Origin of the sequence: Corynebacterium hansenii (assembly GCF_030408795.1) — a bacterium.
GTDB lineage: Bacteria > Actinomycetota > Actinomycetes > Mycobacteriales > Mycobacteriaceae > Corynebacterium > Corynebacterium hansenii.
Map to the genome: position 1 here is coordinate 1,105,512 of NZ_CP047211.1, position 18,207 is coordinate 1,123,718.

Sequence of the window (18,207 nt, forward strand, 5' to 3'; positions counted from 1 at the left end):
CCCACTCTATGCGGCGCGCCGGATCGGGGCGGGTTCGGGTGGCGCGGGCGATCCGGTCCGCCGCATAGAATCGTCGGCGTGACTGACTCGACCGACGACATCGCAGACGCCATCCCGGAAAGCACCGCCGACGCGCCGGCCGGGGGGACCGCGGGCCCGGACGTGCGCCGGGCCTGGGAGGAGCTCGCCGACGAGATCCGCGATCACTCGGCCAAGTACTACACGGGCCAGCCGGTGATCTCCGACGCCGAATACGACGTCCTGTTCCACCGGCTCCAGGAGATGGAGCGGGCCCATCCCGAGCTCGCCGTGCCCGCCAGCCCGACGCAGCAGGTGGGCGCCCGCGTGGACGCGCCGGCCGACGGCGTGGCGTTCGAGCCGGTCGAGCATCTCCAGCGCCTCTACAGCCTGGACAACGTCTTCGACGAGTCGGAGCTGCGCGACTGGCTCGCCCGCACCCCGGCGTCGGCGTACCTGACGGAACTGAAGATCGACGGCCTGTCCATCGACCTCGTCTACGAAAACGGGAAGCTCACGCGGGCGGCGACCCGCGGCGACGGCCGGGTGGGCGAGAACGTCACCGCCAACGCGCGCACCATCGCGGACATCCCGCACGAGTTGACCGCCACCGACGAGTTCCCGGTGCCGGACGTCCTCGAGGTCCGCGGCGAGGTGTACATCCCGGTCGGCGAATTCGACTCGCTCAACGCCGCGCGCGCCGAGGCGGGGCAGCGGACCTTCGCCAACCCCCGCAACGCCGCCGCCGGGTCCCTGCGGCAGAAGGACCCCGCCGAAACCGCCAAGCGCCCGCTGGCCATGATCTGCCACGGCATCGGCCACGTCGAGGGCTGGCGCCCGTCGTCCCAGCATGACGCCTACCGGGCGCTGGCCGCCTGGGGCCTGCACGTCTCGCCGTACACGAAGCGGGTCGAGTCGGCCGAGGACGTCGTCGCGCAGATGCTGCACTGGGGGGAGCACCGCCACGACGCCGAACACGAGATGGACGGCCTGGTGGTGAAGGTTGACGACCTGGGCGAGCAGCGCGCGCTCGGAGCGACGTCGAGGGCGCCCCGGTGGGCGATCGCCTACAAATACCCGCCGGAGGAGGTCACCACCGAGCTGCTGGACATCCGCGTGTCCATCGGCCGCACCGGCCGGGCCACGCCGTACGCGGTCATGCGGCCGGTCACCGTCGCCGGCTCGACGGTCGAGATGGCGACCCTGCACAACCCGACCGAGGTCAAGCGCAAGGGCGTGCTCATCGGCGACCGCGTGACCATCCGCAAGGCCGGCGACGTCATCCCCGAGGTCCTCGGCCCCGTCGCCGAGGTCCGCGACGGGTCGGAGCGCGAGTTCATCTACCCGACGCTGTGCCCCGAATGCGGCACGCGCCTGGCGCCGGCGAAGGAGGACGACGCCGACTGGCGCTGCCCGAACACCCGCTACTGCCCGGGCCAGTTGCGGCGCCGCGTGGAGTTCCTGGCCTCCCGCGGCGGCTTCGACATCGAGCATCTGGGGGAGCGGGGCGCCGCCGACCTGATCCACCGCAACGTCCTCGCCGACGAGGGCGACCTCTTCGCGCTCACCGCCGACGACCTCGCCCGCACGGAGGTCTACACCACCGCCGCGAAGAAGAAGGTCGGCGACGACGGCGTCGCGCGCGGCGCCCTCAACGCCAACGGCCGGAAGCTGCTGGACTTCATCGAATCCGCCAAGAGCCGCGAACTGTGGCGGGTGCTGGTGAGCCTGTCCATCCGCCACGTCGGCCCGACCGCCGCGCGCGCCCTGGCCCAGAAGTTCGGGTCGATGGACGCGATCCGCTCGGCGTCGCGCGAGGAGCTCGCCGACACCGACGGCGTCGGGGGCATCATCGCGGATTCGGTGATCGACTGGTTCGGGGTCGATTGGCACCGCGAGGTCGTCGACAAGTGGGAGAAGGCCGGCGTGCGCATGGCCGACGAGGCCACCGACCGGCCCGAACAGGTGCTGGAGGGCCTGACCGTCGTGGTCACGGGCTCGCTGGAGGACTTCACCCGCGACAGCGCCAAGGAGGCCATCCTCGTGCGCGGCGGCAAGGCAGCCGGGTCGGTGTCGAAGAAGACCTCCGTGGTGGTCGTCGGCGAGAACGCCGGCTCCAAGGCCGCCAAAGCCGAGGAGCTGGGCGTCCCGATGCTCGACGAGGCCGGGTTCCGCCGCCTGCTTTCCGACGGCGCGGCGGCGATCCCCGGGGCCGCTACTTGATCGGGGTGGCCTCGATCTTCCACACCTCGTCCGCGTAGTCGCGGATGGTGCGGTCGGAGGAGAAGCGGCCCGAGCGGATGATGTTCAGGAAGCACATCCGCGCCCACTTCAGCTCGTCGCGGTAGTCCTCGGCCATGCGGTCGCGGGTCTCCCGGTAATCGGCGAAGTCGCCCAGGACGTAGTACACGTCGGCGGGCTCGTAGCCGGGGGAGTGCAGCAGCGAGTGGTGCAGGTCGTGGAACATGCCCGAGCCGCCGTCGGAGAACGTGCCGTCGACCAGCGAATCCAGGGCGCGCTTCAGGCCCGGCACCGACTCGTAGGCGGCGCGCGGGTCGTAGGTCATGCGCAGCTCCGGCAGCTCCTCTTCCTTCGCGCCGAAGATGTAGGCGTTGTCGTCGCCGACGGCCTCGACGATCTCGACGTTGGCGCCGTCGAGGGTGCCCAGGGTCAGGGCGCCGTTCATCATGAACTTCATGTTGCCGGTGCCCGAGGCCTCCTTGCCAGCGGTGGAGATCTGCTCGGAGATGTCCGTCGCCGGGATGATGTGCTCGGCGGGGGAGACGTTGTAGTTCTCCACGAACACGACCTTCAGCTTGTCGCCGATCTCCGGGTCGCCGTTGACCAGGTCCGCGATCGAGTTGATGAACTTGATGATCGCCTTCGCCCGGACGTACCCCGGGGCCGCCTTCGCGCCGAAGATGGCCACGCGCGGCACGACGTCCCACTCGGGGTCGGCCTTGATGCGGTAGTACAGGTCCAGGATGTACAGCGCGTTGAGCAGCTGGCGCTTGTACTCGTGCAGGCGCTTGATCTGCGAGTCGAAGATCGCGTCGGGGGAGACGCGCACGCCCTGCCGCGCCTCGATCCAGGCGGCGAAGTCCTCCTTGTTGCCGCGCTTGACGGCCATGACCTCGCGCAGGACGTCCTCGTCGTCGGCGAACTTCTCCAGCTCGGCGAGCGCGTCCAGGTCGGTGACCCACGCGTCGGAGCCCGACAGGCGGGTGAGCAGCTCGCGCAGGCGCGGGTTGCACTGGTGGAGCCAGCGGCGCGGGGTGACGCCGTTGGTCTTGTTGTTGAACTTCTCCGGCCAGATGTCGTGCCACACGCCGAGGGTCTCGCGCTTGATGATCTCCGTGTGCAGCGCCGCGACGCCGTTGATGGAGTAGGCGGTGTAGCAGGCGATCCACGCCATGTGGATGAAACCGTGCGAGATCGGCGCCATGTAGTCGATGGTGCCGTGGTCGACGCCGCGCTGCTCCAGGTCGATGCGGAAGCGGCGGTCGATCTCCTGGATGATCTCGAGGATGCGCCGGAACAGGCGCTCGAAGATGGAGAACTCCCACGTCTCCAGGGCCTCGGCCAGCACGGTGTGGTTGGTGTAGGCGAAGGTCGCGGACGTGATGGCCCAGGCCTCGTCCCAGCCCATGCCGTGCTCGTCGAGAAGCAGTCGCATCAGCTCGGGGATGGCCAGCACGGGGTGGGTGTCGTTGAGCTGGATGCTGTTGTACTCGGCGAAGGAGTCCAGCGACCCGTGGTTGGCCAGGTGCGAGTCGATCATCGCCTGCAGGGACGCGGAGACGAAGAAGTACTGCTGGCGGACGCGCAGCACCTTGCCCTCGTAGGTGGAGTCGTTCGGGTACAGCACGCGGCAGAGGTCGTGGACGCGCTCGCGCTCGACGATGGCGTCGGTGAAGCGCTGCGAGTTGAACGCGTCGTAGTCGAACTCGCGCATCGGCTCGGAGTTCCACAGGCGCAGCGTGCCGACGTTGTCGGTGCCGTAGCCGGTGATCGGCATGTCGTGGGGCACGGCGCGGACGGTGAGGTCGTCGAAGCGCACGATGCGGGCCTCGTCCTCGCGGCGGACGACGAAGGGGTAGCCCTCCTCCATCCACGGGTCCGGGTGCTCGTCCTGGAAGCCGTCCTCGAAGGTCTGCTTGAACAGGCCGTAGCGGTACAGGATGCCGTAGCCGGTGGCCGGCAGATCCTGGGTGGCGCAGGAATCGAGGAAGCAGGCGGCGAGGCGGCCGAGGCCGCCGTTGCCCAGCGCGGCGTCGTGCTCGGCCTCGAGCACGTCGACGAGGTTCTTGCCGAAGGCGGCGACCGCCTCGGAGGCTTCGTCGACCAGGCCCAGGTTCAGCAGGTTGTTGAGCAGCGCGCGCCCCATGAGGAACTCGGCCGAGAAGTAGTGCTGCTGCCGGGTCACGGCGTAGGCGCGGGTGGTCGCCTCCCAGTCGTCGGCGAGGTGATCGACGACGACGCGGGACATTCCCGACCAGAACTCCATCTCGGAGGAGGTTTCGGGCGTGCGGCCGGACTCGGCGCGCACGTGGGAGGCGAGGCGATCAGTGAAAGTCGACATGGGGTTGGGTCTCCGATTGCGGATGGTGGACGCAGACGAAAACCGACACTACCCGGCGATTCCGCCGACCTCGCGCCGAGCGCGCGGTCAGTGCAGGATCGCGCCGACGATGTCGCCGATGCGGCCGAGGTGCTCGACCTCCGACGGCAGGAAATCCGGTCCGCCCGGGCGGCCGATGACCAGCGTCCAGCCCTTGCCCATCGGGGCCGCGGCCAGCGACGATTCCATGAGGGTCCACGCCTCGGGGATCCAGTCCTCGTTCTCGCCGTCGAGGCGGCGGGCGGAGTCCACCGGCGGTTCGTCCAGCGTGCGGCCGTCGTCCTCGGGGGCGGCGATGGAGGCCACCACGCGGCGGGTGCCGGCGGAGGAATGCCCGAGCACGAGCGCCCAGCCGGCGGTCATGGTGCGCGGCAGGCCGTCGACGATTTCGCCGAGGGCGCGCTCCGGCTGGCCGCGGTGGCGGGACAGCTCGGCGAGCATGGCGATCTGGCCGCGGCGGTCGACGGACCCGGAGAACGGGCGGATGGAGTCGACCTCGACGTCGTCGAGCGACTGCGCCGCGGTGATGAGGGTGTCCGGCAGGGAGCCGTTGGGCAGCTCGACCACGATGTCGTCCACGACGGTCCCGCCTTCGCCGTGCTCCACGACGTCGACGGAGCGGATGTCGCCGCCCGTTTCGCCGAGCGCCGCCGCCAGCAGGCCCAAAGAGCCGGGGGCGTCGGGGATCTGCACTCGCATCAGGTAGGACATGTGGTTACAAGTACCTTTCGTGGTGGCCGCCACCTGGGCAATCCCGTGTGACGCCGACCGGTTTCGACAAGACGGTTCACCAGGTTACATGGGCTCAGGCAATGAAGGGAATGTGACCCGGGCTACAAGTCGGGTAGCGGTTCTGCGGTTCCCCCATCCTCCCGGGCCCGCTTTACGACGGCGTAGCGCCCGCATTGATTCGGCGTTGCGGCCGCTCCCGGCGGGGTCCGTCGTCAAGCGGGGTCCGCAGCGGCTAACCTGAGCGGGTAAATCCCGGAGACAACGAAAGGGGTCACGCGTGCCCGCAATCTCGCGCGACGAGGTCGCCCACCTCGCACGACTGTCCCGCCTGGCGCTGACCGACGCGGAGCTCGACGAGTTCGCCGGCCAGATCGACGGCATCATCAACCACGTCCAGGACGTCCAGCAGGTCGCCGCCGCGGACGTCGAGCCCATGAGCCACCCGTCGTCGCTGGCGGGCGTCATGCGCGAGGACGTCGTCAAGCCGACGCTGACCGCGGAGCAGGCCCTGGACCAGGCGCCGTCCGTCGAGGACCAGCGCTTCGAGGTCCCGCAGATCCTGGGCGAGGAGGAGTGACCGTGGCCGACAACCCGAACCTGTTCACCGCCGTCGCCGATGACCCGATCCTGGGCCTGACCGCCGCCGAGCTGGCCGAGAAGATCCACTCCCGCGAGCTGACCTCCGTCGAGGTCACGCAGGCGTTCCTCGACCGCATCGCCGCCGTCGACGAGGGCATCCACGCCTTCCTGCACGTCGGCGCCGACGAGGCCCTGGCCGCCGCGAAGGCCGTCGACGAGTCCCTCGACGCGGGCGAGGCCCCGGCGTCGCCGCTGGCGGGCGTGCCGCTGGCGCTGAAGGACGTCTTCGTCACCGTCGACGCCCCGACGACCTGCGCGTCGAAGATGCTCGAGGGCTACATGAGCCCCTACGACGCCACCGTCACCGAGAAGCTCCGCGCCGCGGGCATCCCGATCCTGGGCAAGACCAACATGGACGAGTTCGCCATGGGTTCGTCCACCGAGAACTCCGCGTACGGCCCGACCCGCAACCCGTGGGACGGCGACCGCACCGCCGGCGGCTCCGGCGGCGGTTCCTCCGCGGCGCTGGCCGCGGCGATGGCGCCGCTGGCCATCGGCACCGACACCGGCGGTTCGATCCGCCAGCCGGCCGCCCTGACCGCGACCGTCGGCGTCAAGCCGACCTACGGCACGGTGTCGCGCCACGGCCTCGTCGCCTGCGCGTCCTCGCTGGACCAGGGCGGCCCGACCGCCCGCACCGTCCTGGACACGGCGCTGCTGCACGAGATCATCGCCGGCCACGACGACCGCGACTCCACCTCCACCGACCAGCCGATCGCCGACGTCGTCGCCGCCGCGAAGGCCGGCGCAAACGGCGACCTGACCGGCGTGAAGGTAGGCGTCGTCAAGCAGTTCGACCGGACCGAGGGCTACCAGGCGGGCGTGCTGGACTCGTTCCACGCGGCCGTCGACAAGCTGAAGGAGGCCGGCGCCGAGGTCGTGGAGGTCGACTGCCCCAACTTCGACCACGCGCTGAGCGCCTACTACCTGATCCTCCCGTGCGAGGTCAGCTCCAACCTCGCCCGCTTCGACGGCATGCGCTACGGCCTGCGCTCGGGCGACGACGGCACGCTGTCCGCCGACCAGGTGATGGCCAAGACCCGCGCCGAGGGCTTCGGCGACGAGGTCAAGCGCCGCATCATCATCGGCACCTACGCCTTGTCGGTGGGCTACTACGACGCCTACTACCTGCAGGCGCAGCGCGTGCGCACGCTGATCCAGCAGGACTTCGAGCGGGCCTTCGAGCAGGTCGACGTCCTGGTGTCCCCGACGACGCCGACCACCGCGTTCAAGCTGGGCGAGAAGGTCGACGACCCGCTGAGCATGTACATGTTCGACCTGTGCACCCTGCCGCTGAACCTGGCCGGCATGTGCGGCATGTCGGTGCCCTCCGGGCTCGCCGCCGACACGGGCCTGCCCGTCGGCCTGCAGATCATGGCCCCGCGCCACGGCGACGACCGCCTGTACAAGGTCGGCGCCGCCTACGAGAAGGTCCGCGGCCGGGTGGTCTAACTCCGCGACAGCGCCCGCGCCCGCTTGCGCTCCCGCACCCACCGGCGGACTTCGTCGGAGGACAGCGCGAGCAGGGCGATGAGGCTGACGGCGGTGGTGACCAGATGCACCGTGACGCTCTCGGTCTCCGCCGCCCGGCCGTCGCGAAGCTGGAGGAAGAGCCCCGCGGCCAGCAGCGCCATCAGCGCGATGCGCGGCCACGTGCGGCCGGCCAGCGTCAGGATGGTGAGCGTCACCAGCGCGACGAGCCAGATGGACAGCGACGCGAAGAAATCGACGACGTCGATCGGCTCCGTCGCGTCGGGGCTCGCGAAAATCTCCGAGGGCGATTTCACCGCGGCCCAGGCGAGCACGGCGATCTGCGCCGCGAAGGACACCATGAGCATGGACAGGGCCAGCATGAGCTTCGGCGGCCGGTGCACGTGCGGTTGAGCGGGACCGGCGTCGGCCACGGCATCCGGGTCGGGTGAGGCGACGGGGCCATCCGGCACGGCGTACCCGGCCGCGGCCACGGCGACCGCGGGAGGCTGCTCGGCCCCGGGGCGCACGGGCACCCCGCGCAGATCGATGACCGGCAAGTCGCCGTCCGTGCGCACCCTGTCGCCGCCGCCGTTGCGGTGGTGGTAGCCGGTGGAGAACTCGCGGATCAGGTCGACGGACACGTGCTGCCCGACCTCGGGGGCGGACTGCAGCGAATCGACGATGTAGTCGCGCTCGACGTCGATGTTCTCGTCGATGCGGTGGGTGATCTGGAGGGTGAACAGGCTCAGGCCGACGGACGTGTCGAACGTGCCCGCGCCGAGCCACCCGACGCGGCGGCCGCCGGGCAGCGGCCAGCCGTCGGGGCACCGCCAGAACCGGACGTGGTGGCGCTGCGAGGGCGAGCCCTCGACCTCCTGCTGGTACGCCAGATCCTGCATCCGCCCGAAGAGGAACAGCGGCGACACCGGGGCCTCGGGGTAGGAGCGCCCCAGGACCGAGGACACGACGATGCGCCAGGACGTCCGCAGGTTCACCGGGTCCGCGAGGGTCCATCCGGCGGCGGTCATGGCCTCGTGGATCTCCGCGGCGGTGCCGTCGACGGCCAGATTCACCGGGTCGCCGAGCATGCCCTCGGAGGTGCGGGTGCGGCCGAAGAAGTAATCGGGGACGTACAGCGACGTGAGGATCCTGTGCAGCCGCGGCAGCGTCAGATACGCCGTGACCGCCCAGAAGGGCACGAGCAGCACGAGCGACCACCCCAGCTGGAATGAATTGTCCAGCAGCAGCAGCGCGAACCACACCGCCAGCGCGCCGGCGGCGACGAAGAAGCCTACGTCCACCCACTGCGCGCGCGATTCCGGTCGGATCTGGGCGTCGAGGACGCGGCGGGACTCCCGAATCTCGCTCATGGGCACAGCGTATCGCCGGAGCGGCGATGACGGTACGGGCATGTTCAAATTTACGGTGGACAGTTCAAATGGATTGCTAATGCTGGAATAGTGTGTCATGATCTCCATATGGGAACGAAAGAACGCACCGCGCCGCAGGCGCTGGGAATGGAAGTGGCCGCACTGCTCAGGGAGGCCGTCGCACGGCGCGAGATGACGCAGGCCGAGGTCGGGCAGAAGGCGGGGATCTCCACCTCGCAGGTGAGCAAGTACCTCCGGGCCATCCGGCCCATCACCATCGACGAACTGGACAACATCTGCCGCGCCATCGGGGTCAGCTTCGAGCGGCTCATCGTGGAAGCGGGGTACCGGACGCGCGACAGGCATTCGGCGGTGGCGGGCGATGGGATCGACGATCGTCCGGCCGATGAAGTCCGCCGCGTCCTCGAGTCGCCGTCCCGCGGCGAGGGCGGATGGTGGGATCGCGGGTAGCGCACGGCCGTGGCGTAACATCGGCCCGACGCAATCGGATGAAGGGCGGTCACGTGCAGCACCATCTGCCGCCGAAACAGGCGTATCTCGCGTTGTTCGCGCTCTGCGTCGGGTTTTTCATGAACCTCTTGGATCAGTCCATCGTCGCGGTGGCCACGCCGCGGATCATGGACCGGCTCGGCGCCGAGTACGCCGCCGCGATCTGGGTGACGTCCGCATATCTGCTGGCCTACGCCGTGCCGTTGCTGGTCACCGGGCGGCTGGGCGACCAATTCGGGCAGAAGCGCGTCTACCAGGCCGGGATGGTCATATTCACTCTGTCGTCGCTGTGGTGCGGCCTGGCCGGTTCCATCGAATCGCTCGTCGCGGCCCGCTTCGCGCAGGGCCTCGGCGCGGCGCTGATCGGGCCGCAGACGTTGGCCATCATCACCCGCATCTTCCCGCCCGAGCGCCGCGGCGCCGCGATGGGCTGGTGGGGCACGGTCGCGGGCTTGGCGACGCTCACGGGCCCGCTGCTCGGCGGATTCCTGACCACCTCCGTCGGCTGGGAGTGGATCTTCTTCGTCAACATCCCCTTCGGCGTGCTGTCGATGGTGCTGGTGGCCAAGTGGGTGCCGGACCTTCCGTCGACGGCCCGCAGCTTCGACGTCGCCGGCATCGCCGTCTCGATGCTCGCCATGGTCGGGCTGGTCTTCGGCCTGCAGCAGGGGCAGGCCGCGGGGTGGGCGCCGTGGATCTGGGCGATGCTCGGAGGTTCGGCCGTCCTCTTCTTCGTCTTCGTCCGGCTCCAGGCCAGTGCCCCGGCCCGCGGCGTGGAGGCGCTGGTCCCGCTCCGGCTTTTCGACGACCCGAACTTCGCCCGAGGGGCCCTGTCGATCGCCACGATGGCTTTCGCGACCGCCGCGAACGCGCTGCCGATCATGCTCTACGTGCAGACGTACGACGGCCTCTCCGCCTTCCGGGCGGGCCTGCTCGTCGCCCCGATGGCGCTGCTGTCGGGCGTCCTGGCGCCGTGGGTCGGGTCCATGGTCGAGCGCACGAAGGCCAACCGGCTGTCGATGATCGGCTTCGGGTCGATGATCGTCGGCCACGTCGTCCTCTTCGGCGTCCTGCGCGACTCCGTGCCCACGATCGCCATCGCCTTCGCCGTACTCATCCTCGGCGTGGGCAACGCCTTCGTGTGGGCCCCCAACTCGACGATCACCCTGCGCGGCCTGGACACCCGGATCGCCGGCGCCGGCTCCGGCGTCTACAACACCACCCGGCAGGTCGGCGCGGTCTTCGGCGCAGCCGCCACCGCCGCCTTCATCGAAGTCGGCCAGGCGGCGGGCGCGGGCCCCGCGGTATTCGGGCGGGCGCTCCTGCTCCATGCCGCGGTTCTGTGCATCGGTTTCGTGGCCGTCGCCGGTTTCAGCTGGACGAACAGGGGGTAGGGGGGACGTCGGCAAGCGAAAATCCGGCCCGAAACGGGCATGCCGGCGGCCCCCGATGTCCGAGGCGCATTGCGGCCGATACGTGGCTAAAGTGGGTGCCATGCGAATCGCGACCCTGACCTCCGGTGGCGACTGCCCCGGTCTCAACGCCGTCATCCGCGCCATCGTGCGCACCGCCAGCTCCGAATACGGCTCCACCGTCGTCGGCTTCGAAGATGGCTGGATCGGTCTCATGGAGGACCGCAGGGTCCAGTTGTACGACGACGAGAACATCGACAAGATGCTGCTGCGCGGCGGCACCATGCTGGGCACCGGCCGCGTCCACCCGGACATCCTGATGTCGAACCTGGACCGGATCAAGGAGAACCTCTCCGACGCGGGCATCGACGCCCTGATCCCCATCGGCGGCGAAGGCACCCTCAAAGCCGGCAAGTGGCTGGCGGACAACGGCGTGCCCGTCGTCGGCGTGCCCAAGACCATCGACAACGACGTCAACGGCACCGACTACACCTTCGGCTTCGACACCGCCGTCGCCGTGGCCACCGAGGCCGTCGACCGCCTGCACACCACCGCGGAGTCCCACGAGCGCGTCATGATCGTCGAGGTCATGGGCCGCCACGTCGGCTGGATCGCACTCCACGCCGGCATGGCCGGCGGCGCGCACTACATCGTGATCCCGGAAGAGCCCTTCGACATCAACGCCATCTGCAAGTCCATGGAGCGGCGGTTCCAGATGGGCGAGAAGTACGGCATCATCGTCGTCGCCGAGGGCGCCATGCCCAAGGAAGGCACCATGCAATTCGAGGAGGGCGGCCTCGACCAGTTCGGCCACCAGACCTTCAACGGCATCGGCCAGGTCATCGGCAGCGAGATCAAGGAGCGCACCGGCTACGACGTGCGCACCACGGTCCTCGGCCACATCCAGCGCGGCGGCACCCCGACCGCCTACGACCGCGTGCTGGCCACCCGCTACGGCGTCCACGCCACCCGCGCCGTCCACGACGGCGACTACGGCAAGATCGTCGCCCTGCGCGGCGAGCACATCGAGCGCATCGACATCGACGACGCCGTCGCCGAGCTGAAGGTCGTGCCCGAGCGCCGCTACGCCACCGCGAAGGCCCTGTTCGGCTAAAGGGCGCTGTTCGGCTGAATCGGTTCCGCGACGAAGGAGTCGCTGCGGTAGGGCAGCGCCACCTCGTCGCCCGGGGCGAACCCCAGGTGGTCATGGAGATACCACCGGAGGTTCGCCTCGACTTTTTCGCGGGTCGCGGGTTTCGACCGCAGCCAATACGAGCGGGTGCGCGCGAGCAGGATGATCTGCCCGGGCGTCAGCCGCTGCTCCCATTCGAGGCGCAGCTCGCCCGTGATGCGCAGGGGAGGGGCGACGTCGGGCACGAACCCGGGTTTCTGAACGTCGCCGGCGTGCATGATGCGCGTCAGGCGGTGCACCCACGGCACGCGGACGTCGAGGGTGTTCCACGTCAGCACCACGCGGCCCCCCGGGCGCAGCAGGCGGGCGAACTCCGCCGACGCGGCCGGCACGTCGACCCAGTGCCACGTCTGCGCGCAGGTGATCGTGTCGAAGGATCCGCCCGCCAACCCCGTGGCCTCGGCCGTCCCGCGCACCCGGGCGACGCCGGGGCAGGCGCGTCCCAGGGCGGCGAGCATCTCCGCGCCGGGTTCCACTGCGGTGACGCGATGGCCGGCGGCCACCAGTGCGGCCGTCAACTTCCCCGTGCCGGCGCCCACGTCGAGGACGTCGCGGCCGCGCGCCAGCGCCACGACCTCGGGCGGATACCCGGGTCGCACGTCGTCGTAGCGTGCCGCGTCGCCGTCGGAAAGCAAATGCCCGAACGCCCCCGCGCCGGCCGCGCGATGCAGGCGGTCGCGGAACGAGGGCATGGCCGCGCGCGAGGTCGGCGGGACCGGGGGATGTTCGTCGGGGCCGGGCATGGGCGCGGGCTGCGCGGACTACTCGGCTTCGAGCAGTTCGTGCTCCACGGCGAAGGTCCGGGCGGCGTCGGGGTCCTTGAAGGGGCCGAAGCGCAGCACGGACTGCTCCGTGACGTCGTAGATCAGGCCGGTGCCGGAGAACCAGCTCAACTCGTGCCTGCCATCCGCGGAAGAGCCGAGGTCGACCATGTCGACGCCCTCCGCCGGGTTCTTCACCGACTCGGCGAACTTCTGGTCGGAGACCATCGTCGTGGACACGCCGTTGGGCGAGCCGTCGTCGAGCAGGCAGTTGATGGCGAGCAGATCCTCCTCGGGCGTGCCCGGGCCGCGCGGCTTGTCCATCATCGGGAAGCACATGTCGGGCTTCCATCCCGCCGCCAGCTTCTCCGGCAGGGAATCCCGCAGGTCCTGCGGCCGAAGCTCCGCCCCGTAGCCTTCATTGGACTTGCCGACGAACATCGAGGCGATCACCGCGACGGACACGATCACGGCTATGGCGATCCCGATCCCGACCAGCAGGCCCCTGCGCGGGGACGAGGTCGGCTTGTCGTCGGTGTGGGCGTGGGTCATCTGGGCTCCCGTTGATGGTCGGCGGCAATGGTCGGGCAACGAGATAAGAGTAGTCCACCGCCCGGCCCGGGGTGCCCGGGTCCACCCGGCCACTAGTACGATGTCCCCCATGACCGCCGCTTACGCTGATGATCTGATGGACTACGACGAGGTCCTCGCGCGCTTCGACCCCGTGATGGGCATGGAGGTGCACGTCGAGCTCGCGACGAACACCAAGATGTTCTCCTCTTCCTCCGCCAACTTCGGCGCCGCGCCGAACAGCAACGTCGACCCGTGCAGCCTGGGCCTGCCGGGCGCGCTGCCCGTGGTGAACAAGACCGGCATCGAGTGGGCCATCAAGATCGGCCTCGCGCTCAACTGCGAGATCGCGGAGTCCTCCCGTTTCGCGCGGAAGAACTACTTCTACCCGGACCAGCCGAAGAACTACCAGATCTCCCAGTACGACGAGCCCATCGCGTACGACGGCCACCTCGACGTCGTCCTCGACGACGGCACCGAGTGGCGCATCGAGATCGAGCGCGCCCACATGGAGGAGGACACCGGAAAGCTCACCCACCTGGGCGGCGCGTCGGGCCGCATCCACGGCGCGACCCGCTCGCTGGTGGACTGCAACCGCGCGGGCGTGCCGCTGATCGAGATCGTCACCAAGCCGATCATCGGCGCCGGCGAGCGCGCCCCCGAGGTCGCCCGCGCCTACGTGTCGGCGCTGCGCGACCTGGTCAAGGCCCTGGGCGTGTCCGACGCCCGGATGGACCAGGGGTCCATGCGCGTCGACTCCAACCTGTCGCTGCGCCCGATCGGCCAGGAGGAGTTCGGCACCCGCACCGAGACGAAGAACATCAACTCGCTGAAGTCCGTCGAGCAGGCGGTGCGCTACGAGATGCAGCGCCAGGCGCAGGTCCTCGTCGACGGCGGTTCCATCCGCCAGGAGACCCGCCACTACCAGGAGGCCGACGGTTCGACGTCGGCCGGCCGCATCAAGGAGACCGCGGAGGACTACCGCTACTTCAACGACCCGGACCTGCCGCCGGTCATCGCGCCGCGCGAGTGGGTCGAGGAGATCCGCGCGACGCTGCCGGAGCTGCCGTGGGTCCGCCGCGCCCGCATCCAGGAGGAGTGGGGCCTGAAGGACGAGGAGATGCGCGACCTGGTCAACGCCGGCGCGCTGGATCTGATCGTGGACACCGTCGAGGCGGGCGCGACGCCGGACGAGGCCCGCGCCTGGTGGGTCGCCTACCTGTCGCAGCAGGCCAACGCCCGGGGCGTGGAGCTGGCCGAGCTGGGGATCACCCCGGCGCAGGTCGCCCGCGTCGTGGCGCTGATCAAGGAGGGCAAGCTGACCAACAAGCTGGCCCGCCAGGCCGTCGACGGCGTGCTGGCCGGCGAGGGCGACGTCGATGAGGTGGTCAAGGCCCGCGGCCTGGAGGTCGTCCGCGACGACGGCGCCATCGAGGCCGCCGTCGACGAGGCCCTGGCCGCGAACCCGGACATCGTGGAGAAGTACAGGGCGGGCAACAAGAAGGTCGTCGGCGCGATCGTCGGGCAGGTCATGAAGGCCACCCGCGGCAAGGCCGACCCGGCGCAGGTGAATCAGCTGATCGCAAAGAAGCTCGCCTAGTTCGCTTTGCGACGCCTCCGTGGCCCGGGATCCCTCGCGGATCCCGGGCCATGATTTTGGCATGAAAATAGCGAAAGTGATAGCGGATTAACGTTTTTTCGGTGTCGTGAGGGGTGCGATTCGCGTTACATTTTGCGGGTGATTGAAAGTCGCGGAACGGGTGAAAGTCGCGTTTTAGGTCCCGGGGGCGACCGGGGCCGTCGTGGCCTATCGGCGCAGCGTGGGGCGGTTCGGAGGGTGGGGGATGGTCCGAAAAACTGGCAGGGGTGGCAATTTTTCACGCATGACCAGTGTCGATCACAATTGTTGGGGGTGAAGAAAAAACATTTGGTCGGGAATCGATTTTCCTCGGTTAGCCTGAAGTGGAAGTTGCTCAACGACGTGGCCCATGACGCAGTCGTGGCGTGAATGGCCACTTACACGTGAGGAGATCACGATGAAAGTCAGGAAGACGACGGCGTGGGCCGGTGCGGCGATTCTCGCTTCGGGCGCGATGGCGATGGGCGCTCCGGCGGCCCTCGCGGATGCGGCCGACGGCGGTTCGCTGATCCAGGCCCAGTCCAGCAGCGCGGCCCCCGATCCGTCCACCCCCACGGAAACCTCCCAGCCCACGGAAACCTCGCAGCCGACGGAGACGTCCCAGCCAACGGAGACATCGAAGCCCACCGAGACGTCCAAGCCCACGGAGACGTCGAAGCCCACCGAGACGTCCAAGCCCTCGGAATCCCCGAAGGAAAAGCCCAAGGTTCCGGTGGAGAAGGCCCGTCCCGTCGAGCCGAAGGAGAAGCCGAAGAAGGGTGACCGCGGCGTTCCCGCCCGAACGGGCGACAACGACGCCGCGTGGGCCGCTGCGGGAGGCGTGCTCCTGGTCTCGGTGGCGGGTGGCGTGTACGCGCTGCGCCGTCGCAAAGCCTGACGCCGCGGAGGTGCGGAGATGACCGGCAGGGTGCGGACCCGCGTGATGGATGTCGCGGTCCTGCTGGTGGTCGTCGCCGCGTTCGCGGCCGGCGTCCACGTCCTCGGGTTCGGCCCGTTCGCTGAATCGCGGTCGCCCGCCGACCGCGTCGAGGCGAACGTCGAGGTGGCGCAGCCCCGTGAGGCGGTTGCGCCGTCCGAACCCGTGGAGCTGGCCATCCCCGCCCTCGGCTTGCGCGCCGGCATCGATCCCGAGGCGTGCCCGCTCGAGGACGGCGCGCTCGACCCCGCCCGCCTGGACACCGCCTGCTACTACGTCGCCGACGACCGCCCGTACTCGTTGCCGGGCACGGACGCCCCGGACGTGTCGGTGATCGCCGGTCATGCCGCCGCCGGGCGGGCCGCGGTGTTCGACGACCTGTACGACAGCCGCGCCGGCGCCTTCACCGTGCGGGAGGGCGACGAGTTGCTCGTCCGCACCCGCGCCGGCGGGGATCGGTGGCTGGTGTACCGGGCGACGGATTTCCATGACGTCGCAAAGCCGTCGCTCGGCGGCAGCGCCGAGATCTGGGGCGATGGCCCCATGCCGGGGCGGATGCTGACGATCAGCTGCATTCAACCCCGCAACCCGTTCGCACCGGCGACGAACAACGTCATCGTCGGCTGGACTTTCGCGGGCCTGGCCGACGCCCCGGCGCCTTGACGGCGCCCCGAGTATTTCGGAGGAGAGGTTCATCATGCCCACCTCGTCAGCCCATGCACCGAAGTTGCGGTCGGCCATCATCGCGGCGTTGATCGCGGTGCCGACGTTGCTCGCCGGCTGCTCGACGGACGCGCCCGCGCCGGCGCCTCCGGCCCCGGGTTCCGAGAAGCCGCAGGCGACGCCGGAGCAAGTGTCGATCGAGGAGTCGATGCCGGTGGAGATGACTCTGCCCGCACTCGGGCTGCACGAGCCGGTCGTCGAGGACCTGTGCCCGATGACCGACCGCGGTCTCGACCCGGTGCATCTGATGGACGTCTGCTTCTACACGGCGGATGACAAGCCGTACGTCCTGCCGTCGACCGACCAGAAGGACGTCGCCGTCATGGCGGGCCACGCCAACACGCGGATCCCCGGCGTGTTCGACGATGTCTTCGATGCCGAGAAGCAGGAGTTCAACGTCAAGATCGGGGACGAGTTGCGCGTGCGGACGAAGGCGTCGGGAAGCAAGTGGCTGGTCTACAAGGCGACGGATTTCCACACCCCGACCAAGGAGGACCTGGCCATCGACGACGAGGTGTGGGGAAGCGAGCCGACCCCCGGGCGGTTGCTGCTGCTGACGTGTCTGCGCGCGGCCGAACCCGATGCGCCGGCGCTGCACAACGCGGTGGTGGGGTACCAGTTCGACCGCGTGGAGGATGACGGCGGCATGGGGGCTTAGCCTCCGCGCATCGTCTCCGGCCCGTCTGCGATTCAGTCGTCGGCGGGCCGGTTTTCCTTCTTCCACGTGCGGAATCCCTCTTCGGTGCGGCCGACGCGCCAGTAGCCCGAGATCGACGCGCCCCGGACGGGGATGCCGGCGTCCTTGAGCATCGGGCGGATGCGCTTCATCACCGCGTGGGCTTCGCCGTGCACGAAGACCTGGATGCCGGCGGGATCGTGGGTGGGGCGGGAAGCGAGCTTTCCGACGATCGCCGTGGTCATTTCGACTAGCGCGTCCCCGGGAGCGGCGTCGGTCCCGTGCGCCGGGGTGACGTGCGTGATCGATGCGCCGGGGTGGTTGGGGATGAGGTCGACGTCGGCGTAGTCGGGTGCTTCGACGACGACGTCGGCGGAGGCGTCTGCGGGAAGTTCGCGGACGGCCGCGGCGATGGCGGGGATCGCGGTGGCGTCGCCGCAGATGAGGTGGTGGGCGGCGGCGGGGTCGGGGGAGTAGGCGCCTCCGGGGCCCCGGGCGTCGATGATGTCGCCGGGGCGGGCGTCGACTGCCCAGGCGGAGGCGATGCCGGGGGTGTCGCCGTCGCCGTGCAGCGCGAAGTCGATGGCGAGCGTGCCGGCTTCCGCGTCGATGGAGTGCACGGTGTAGGTGCGCATGGTCGGGGCGGCGTCGGGTGCCGGGGTTGCCGCATCGGCGGTGTCGAAGAGGAGTTTCACGTACGCGTCCGTGTGCGGGTTCTCGGCGAAGGGGGCGATGTCCGAAACGTCGAAGGTCACCCGCTGCATGGTCGGCGAGATCCGGTCGGACGCTGTCACGGTGAACGTGGAAATGATGCGAGCCATGAACGAACCATAGCCTAACCTTTCTTGAGCGGGCCTGATTGTGTGGTGCGGTTCTGTGTGGTTCGGGGTGGGGCGTCGTCGCGGTGCGGTCGGCTTTGGGGCGCGGCTGGTTCTCGAGAGACGGTGAGGTCGCC

General features: G+C 69.6%; 16 protein-coding genes. 10 read left to right on the forward strand and 6 right to left on the reverse strand.

The features are described 5' to 3' along the window. Positions 1-162 precede the first annotated feature (162 nt). Positions 163-2,241, forward strand: a complete 2,079-nt coding sequence (ligA, locus tag CHAN_RS04915; RefSeq protein ID WP_290293334.1) for an NAD-dependent DNA ligase LigA — start codon at positions 163-165, stop codon at positions 2,239-2,241. Here the strand turns inward: ligA and CHAN_RS04920 are convergent. Both CHAN_RS04920 and CHAN_RS04925 read right to left on the reverse strand, forming a co-directional pair. Continuing rightward, on the reverse strand, positions 2,234-4,600 hold the full coding sequence (locus CHAN_RS04920) for a glycogen/starch/alpha-glucan phosphorylase (protein ID WP_290292439.1): 2,367 nt from the start codon (positions 4,598-4,600) through the stop codon (positions 2,234-2,236). The two genes, ligA and CHAN_RS04920, sit on opposite strands and share 8 nt — an antisense overlap. 87 nt (positions 4,601-4,687) lie before the next feature. Beyond that, the gene (locus tag CHAN_RS04925; RefSeq protein ID WP_048742583.1) at positions 4,688-5,350 is read right to left on the reverse strand and encodes an ACT domain-containing protein; all 663 of its coding nucleotides are present in this window, start codon (positions 5,348-5,350) and stop codon (positions 4,688-4,690) included. 298 nt (positions 5,351-5,648) lie between these two features. Between CHAN_RS04925 and gatC the strand changes: the two genes are divergently transcribed. Both gatC and gatA read left to right on the forward strand, forming a co-directional pair. Then, positions 5,649-5,948 (forward strand): Asp-tRNA(Asn)/Glu-tRNA(Gln) amidotransferase subunit GatC, encoded by a 300-nt coding sequence (gatC, locus tag CHAN_RS04930; RefSeq protein WP_048742582.1) that lies wholly within the window; start codon positions 5,649-5,651, stop codon positions 5,946-5,948. Positions 5,949-5,968: 20 nt separating this feature from the next. Further along, positions 5,969-7,462: an Asp-tRNA(Asn)/Glu-tRNA(Gln) amidotransferase subunit GatA gene (gene gatA / locus CHAN_RS04935; protein ID WP_048742878.1), complete on the forward strand. Its 1,494-nt coding sequence runs from the start codon at positions 5,969-5,971 to the stop codon at positions 7,460-7,462. On the opposite strand, the gene CHAN_RS04940 is transcribed toward gatA, so the two are convergent. After that, a complete protein-coding gene (locus tag CHAN_RS04940; protein WP_290292445.1) occupies positions 7,459-8,853 on the reverse strand; it encodes an LssY C-terminal domain-containing protein in 1,395 nt (464 codons plus the stop codon). The two genes, gatA and CHAN_RS04940, sit on opposite strands and share 4 nt — an antisense overlap. A gap of 108 nt (positions 8,854-8,961) precedes the next feature. Here CHAN_RS04940 and CHAN_RS04945 point away from each other — a divergent pair, with 108 nt between their 5' ends. From CHAN_RS04945 to CHAN_RS04955, 3 genes are all read left to right on the forward strand, one after another. Further along, positions 8,962-9,324, forward strand: a complete 363-nt coding sequence (locus CHAN_RS04945) for a helix-turn-helix domain-containing protein (RefSeq protein WP_290292446.1) — start codon at positions 8,962-8,964, stop codon at positions 9,322-9,324. A gap of 38 nt (positions 9,325-9,362) precedes the next feature. Further along, positions 9,363-10,757 carry a DHA2 family efflux MFS transporter permease subunit gene (locus CHAN_RS04950; RefSeq protein WP_193388839.1) on the forward strand — a complete coding sequence of 465 codons (1,395 nt, stop codon included), beginning with the start codon at positions 9,363-9,365 and terminating at the stop codon, positions 10,755-10,757. A 100-nt stretch (positions 10,758-10,857) separates the two neighbouring features. Then, a complete protein-coding gene (locus tag CHAN_RS04955; protein ID WP_048742579.1) occupies positions 10,858-11,889 on the forward strand; it encodes a 6-phosphofructokinase in 1,032 nt (343 codons plus the stop codon). Here the strand turns inward: CHAN_RS04955 and CHAN_RS04960 are convergent. Next, a complete protein-coding gene (locus CHAN_RS04960; RefSeq protein WP_290292452.1) occupies positions 11,886-12,710 on the reverse strand; it encodes a class I SAM-dependent methyltransferase in 825 nt (274 codons plus the stop codon). The two genes, CHAN_RS04955 and CHAN_RS04960, sit on opposite strands and share 4 nt — an antisense overlap. 18 nt (positions 12,711-12,728) lie before the next feature. Continuing rightward, positions 12,729-13,280 (reverse strand): hypothetical protein, encoded by a 552-nt coding sequence (locus CHAN_RS04965; RefSeq protein WP_290292454.1) that lies wholly within the window; start codon positions 13,278-13,280, stop codon positions 12,729-12,731. 109 nt (positions 13,281-13,389) lie between these two features. Between CHAN_RS04965 and gatB the strand changes: the two genes are divergently transcribed. The 4 genes from gatB (at position 13,390) to CHAN_RS04985 (ending at position 17,234) form a co-directional block, all read left to right on the forward strand. Further along, a complete protein-coding gene (gene gatB / locus CHAN_RS04970) occupies positions 13,390-14,898 on the forward strand; it encodes an Asp-tRNA(Asn)/Glu-tRNA(Gln) amidotransferase subunit GatB (protein ID WP_290292456.1) in 1,509 nt (502 codons plus the stop codon). Between the two features lie 436 nt (positions 14,899-15,334). Beyond that, positions 15,335-15,814: an LPXTG cell wall anchor domain-containing protein gene (locus CHAN_RS04975; RefSeq protein WP_048742571.1), complete on the forward strand. Its 480-nt coding sequence runs from the start codon at positions 15,335-15,337 to the stop codon at positions 15,812-15,814. Between the two features lie 18 nt (positions 15,815-15,832). Further along, complete coding sequence (locus CHAN_RS04980) at positions 15,833-16,516, forward strand: sortase family protein (RefSeq protein ID WP_290292458.1); 684 nt, start codon at positions 15,833-15,835, stop codon at positions 16,514-16,516. A gap of 34 nt (positions 16,517-16,550) precedes the next feature. Then, positions 16,551-17,234, forward strand: a complete 684-nt coding sequence (locus tag CHAN_RS04985) for a sortase domain-containing protein (RefSeq protein ID WP_290292460.1) — start codon at positions 16,551-16,553, stop codon at positions 17,232-17,234. 32 nt (positions 17,235-17,266) lie between these two features. Here CHAN_RS04985 and CHAN_RS04990 read toward each other — a convergent pair whose 3' ends face one another. Further along, entirely contained in the window at positions 17,267-18,073 is an 807-nt protein-coding gene (locus CHAN_RS04990; RefSeq protein ID WP_290292462.1) for a siderophore-interacting protein, read from the reverse strand. Positions 18,074-18,207 lie beyond the last annotated feature (134 nt).

Coding starts and splice junctions, on each gene's coding strand:
- CHAN_RS04920 (WP_290292439.1), bottom strand. CDS start 4,600: ATGTCGACTTTCACTGATCGCCTCGCCTCCCACGTGCGCGCCGAGTCC.
- CHAN_RS04925 (WP_048742583.1), bottom strand. CDS start 5,350: ATGTCCTACCTGATGCGAGTGCAGATCCCCGACGCCCCCGGCTCTTTG.
- CHAN_RS04940 (WP_290292445.1), bottom strand. CDS start 8,853: ATGAGCGAGATTCGGGAGTCCCGCCGCGTCCTCGACGCCCAGATCCGA.
- CHAN_RS04945 (WP_290292446.1), top strand. CDS start 8,962: ATGGGAACGAAAGAACGCACCGCGCCGCAGGCGCTGGGAATGGAAGTG.
- CHAN_RS04950 (WP_193388839.1), top strand. CDS start 9,363: ATGAAGGGCGGTCACGTGCAGCACCATCTGCCGCCGAAACAGGCGTAT.
- CHAN_RS04955 (WP_048742579.1), top strand. CDS start 10,858: ATGCGAATCGCGACCCTGACCTCCGGTGGCGACTGCCCCGGTCTCAAC.
- CHAN_RS04960 (WP_290292452.1), bottom strand. CDS start 12,710: ATGCCCGGCCCCGACGAACATCCCCCGGTCCCGCCGACCTCGCGCGCG.
- CHAN_RS04965 (WP_290292454.1), bottom strand. CDS start 13,280: ATGACCCACGCCCACACCGACGACAAGCCGACCTCGTCCCCGCGCAGG.
- gatB (WP_290292456.1), top strand. CDS start 13,390: ATGACCGCCGCTTACGCTGATGATCTGATGGACTACGACGAGGTCCTC.
- CHAN_RS04975 (WP_048742571.1), top strand. CDS start 15,335: ATGAAAGTCAGGAAGACGACGGCGTGGGCCGGTGCGGCGATTCTCGCT.
- CHAN_RS04980 (WP_290292458.1), top strand. CDS start 15,833: ATGACCGGCAGGGTGCGGACCCGCGTGATGGATGTCGCGGTCCTGCTG.
- CHAN_RS04985 (WP_290292460.1), top strand. CDS start 16,551: ATGCCCACCTCGTCAGCCCATGCACCGAAGTTGCGGTCGGCCATCATC.
- CHAN_RS04990 (WP_290292462.1), bottom strand. CDS start 18,073: ATGGCTCGCATCATTTCCACGTTCACCGTGACAGCGTCCGACCGGATC.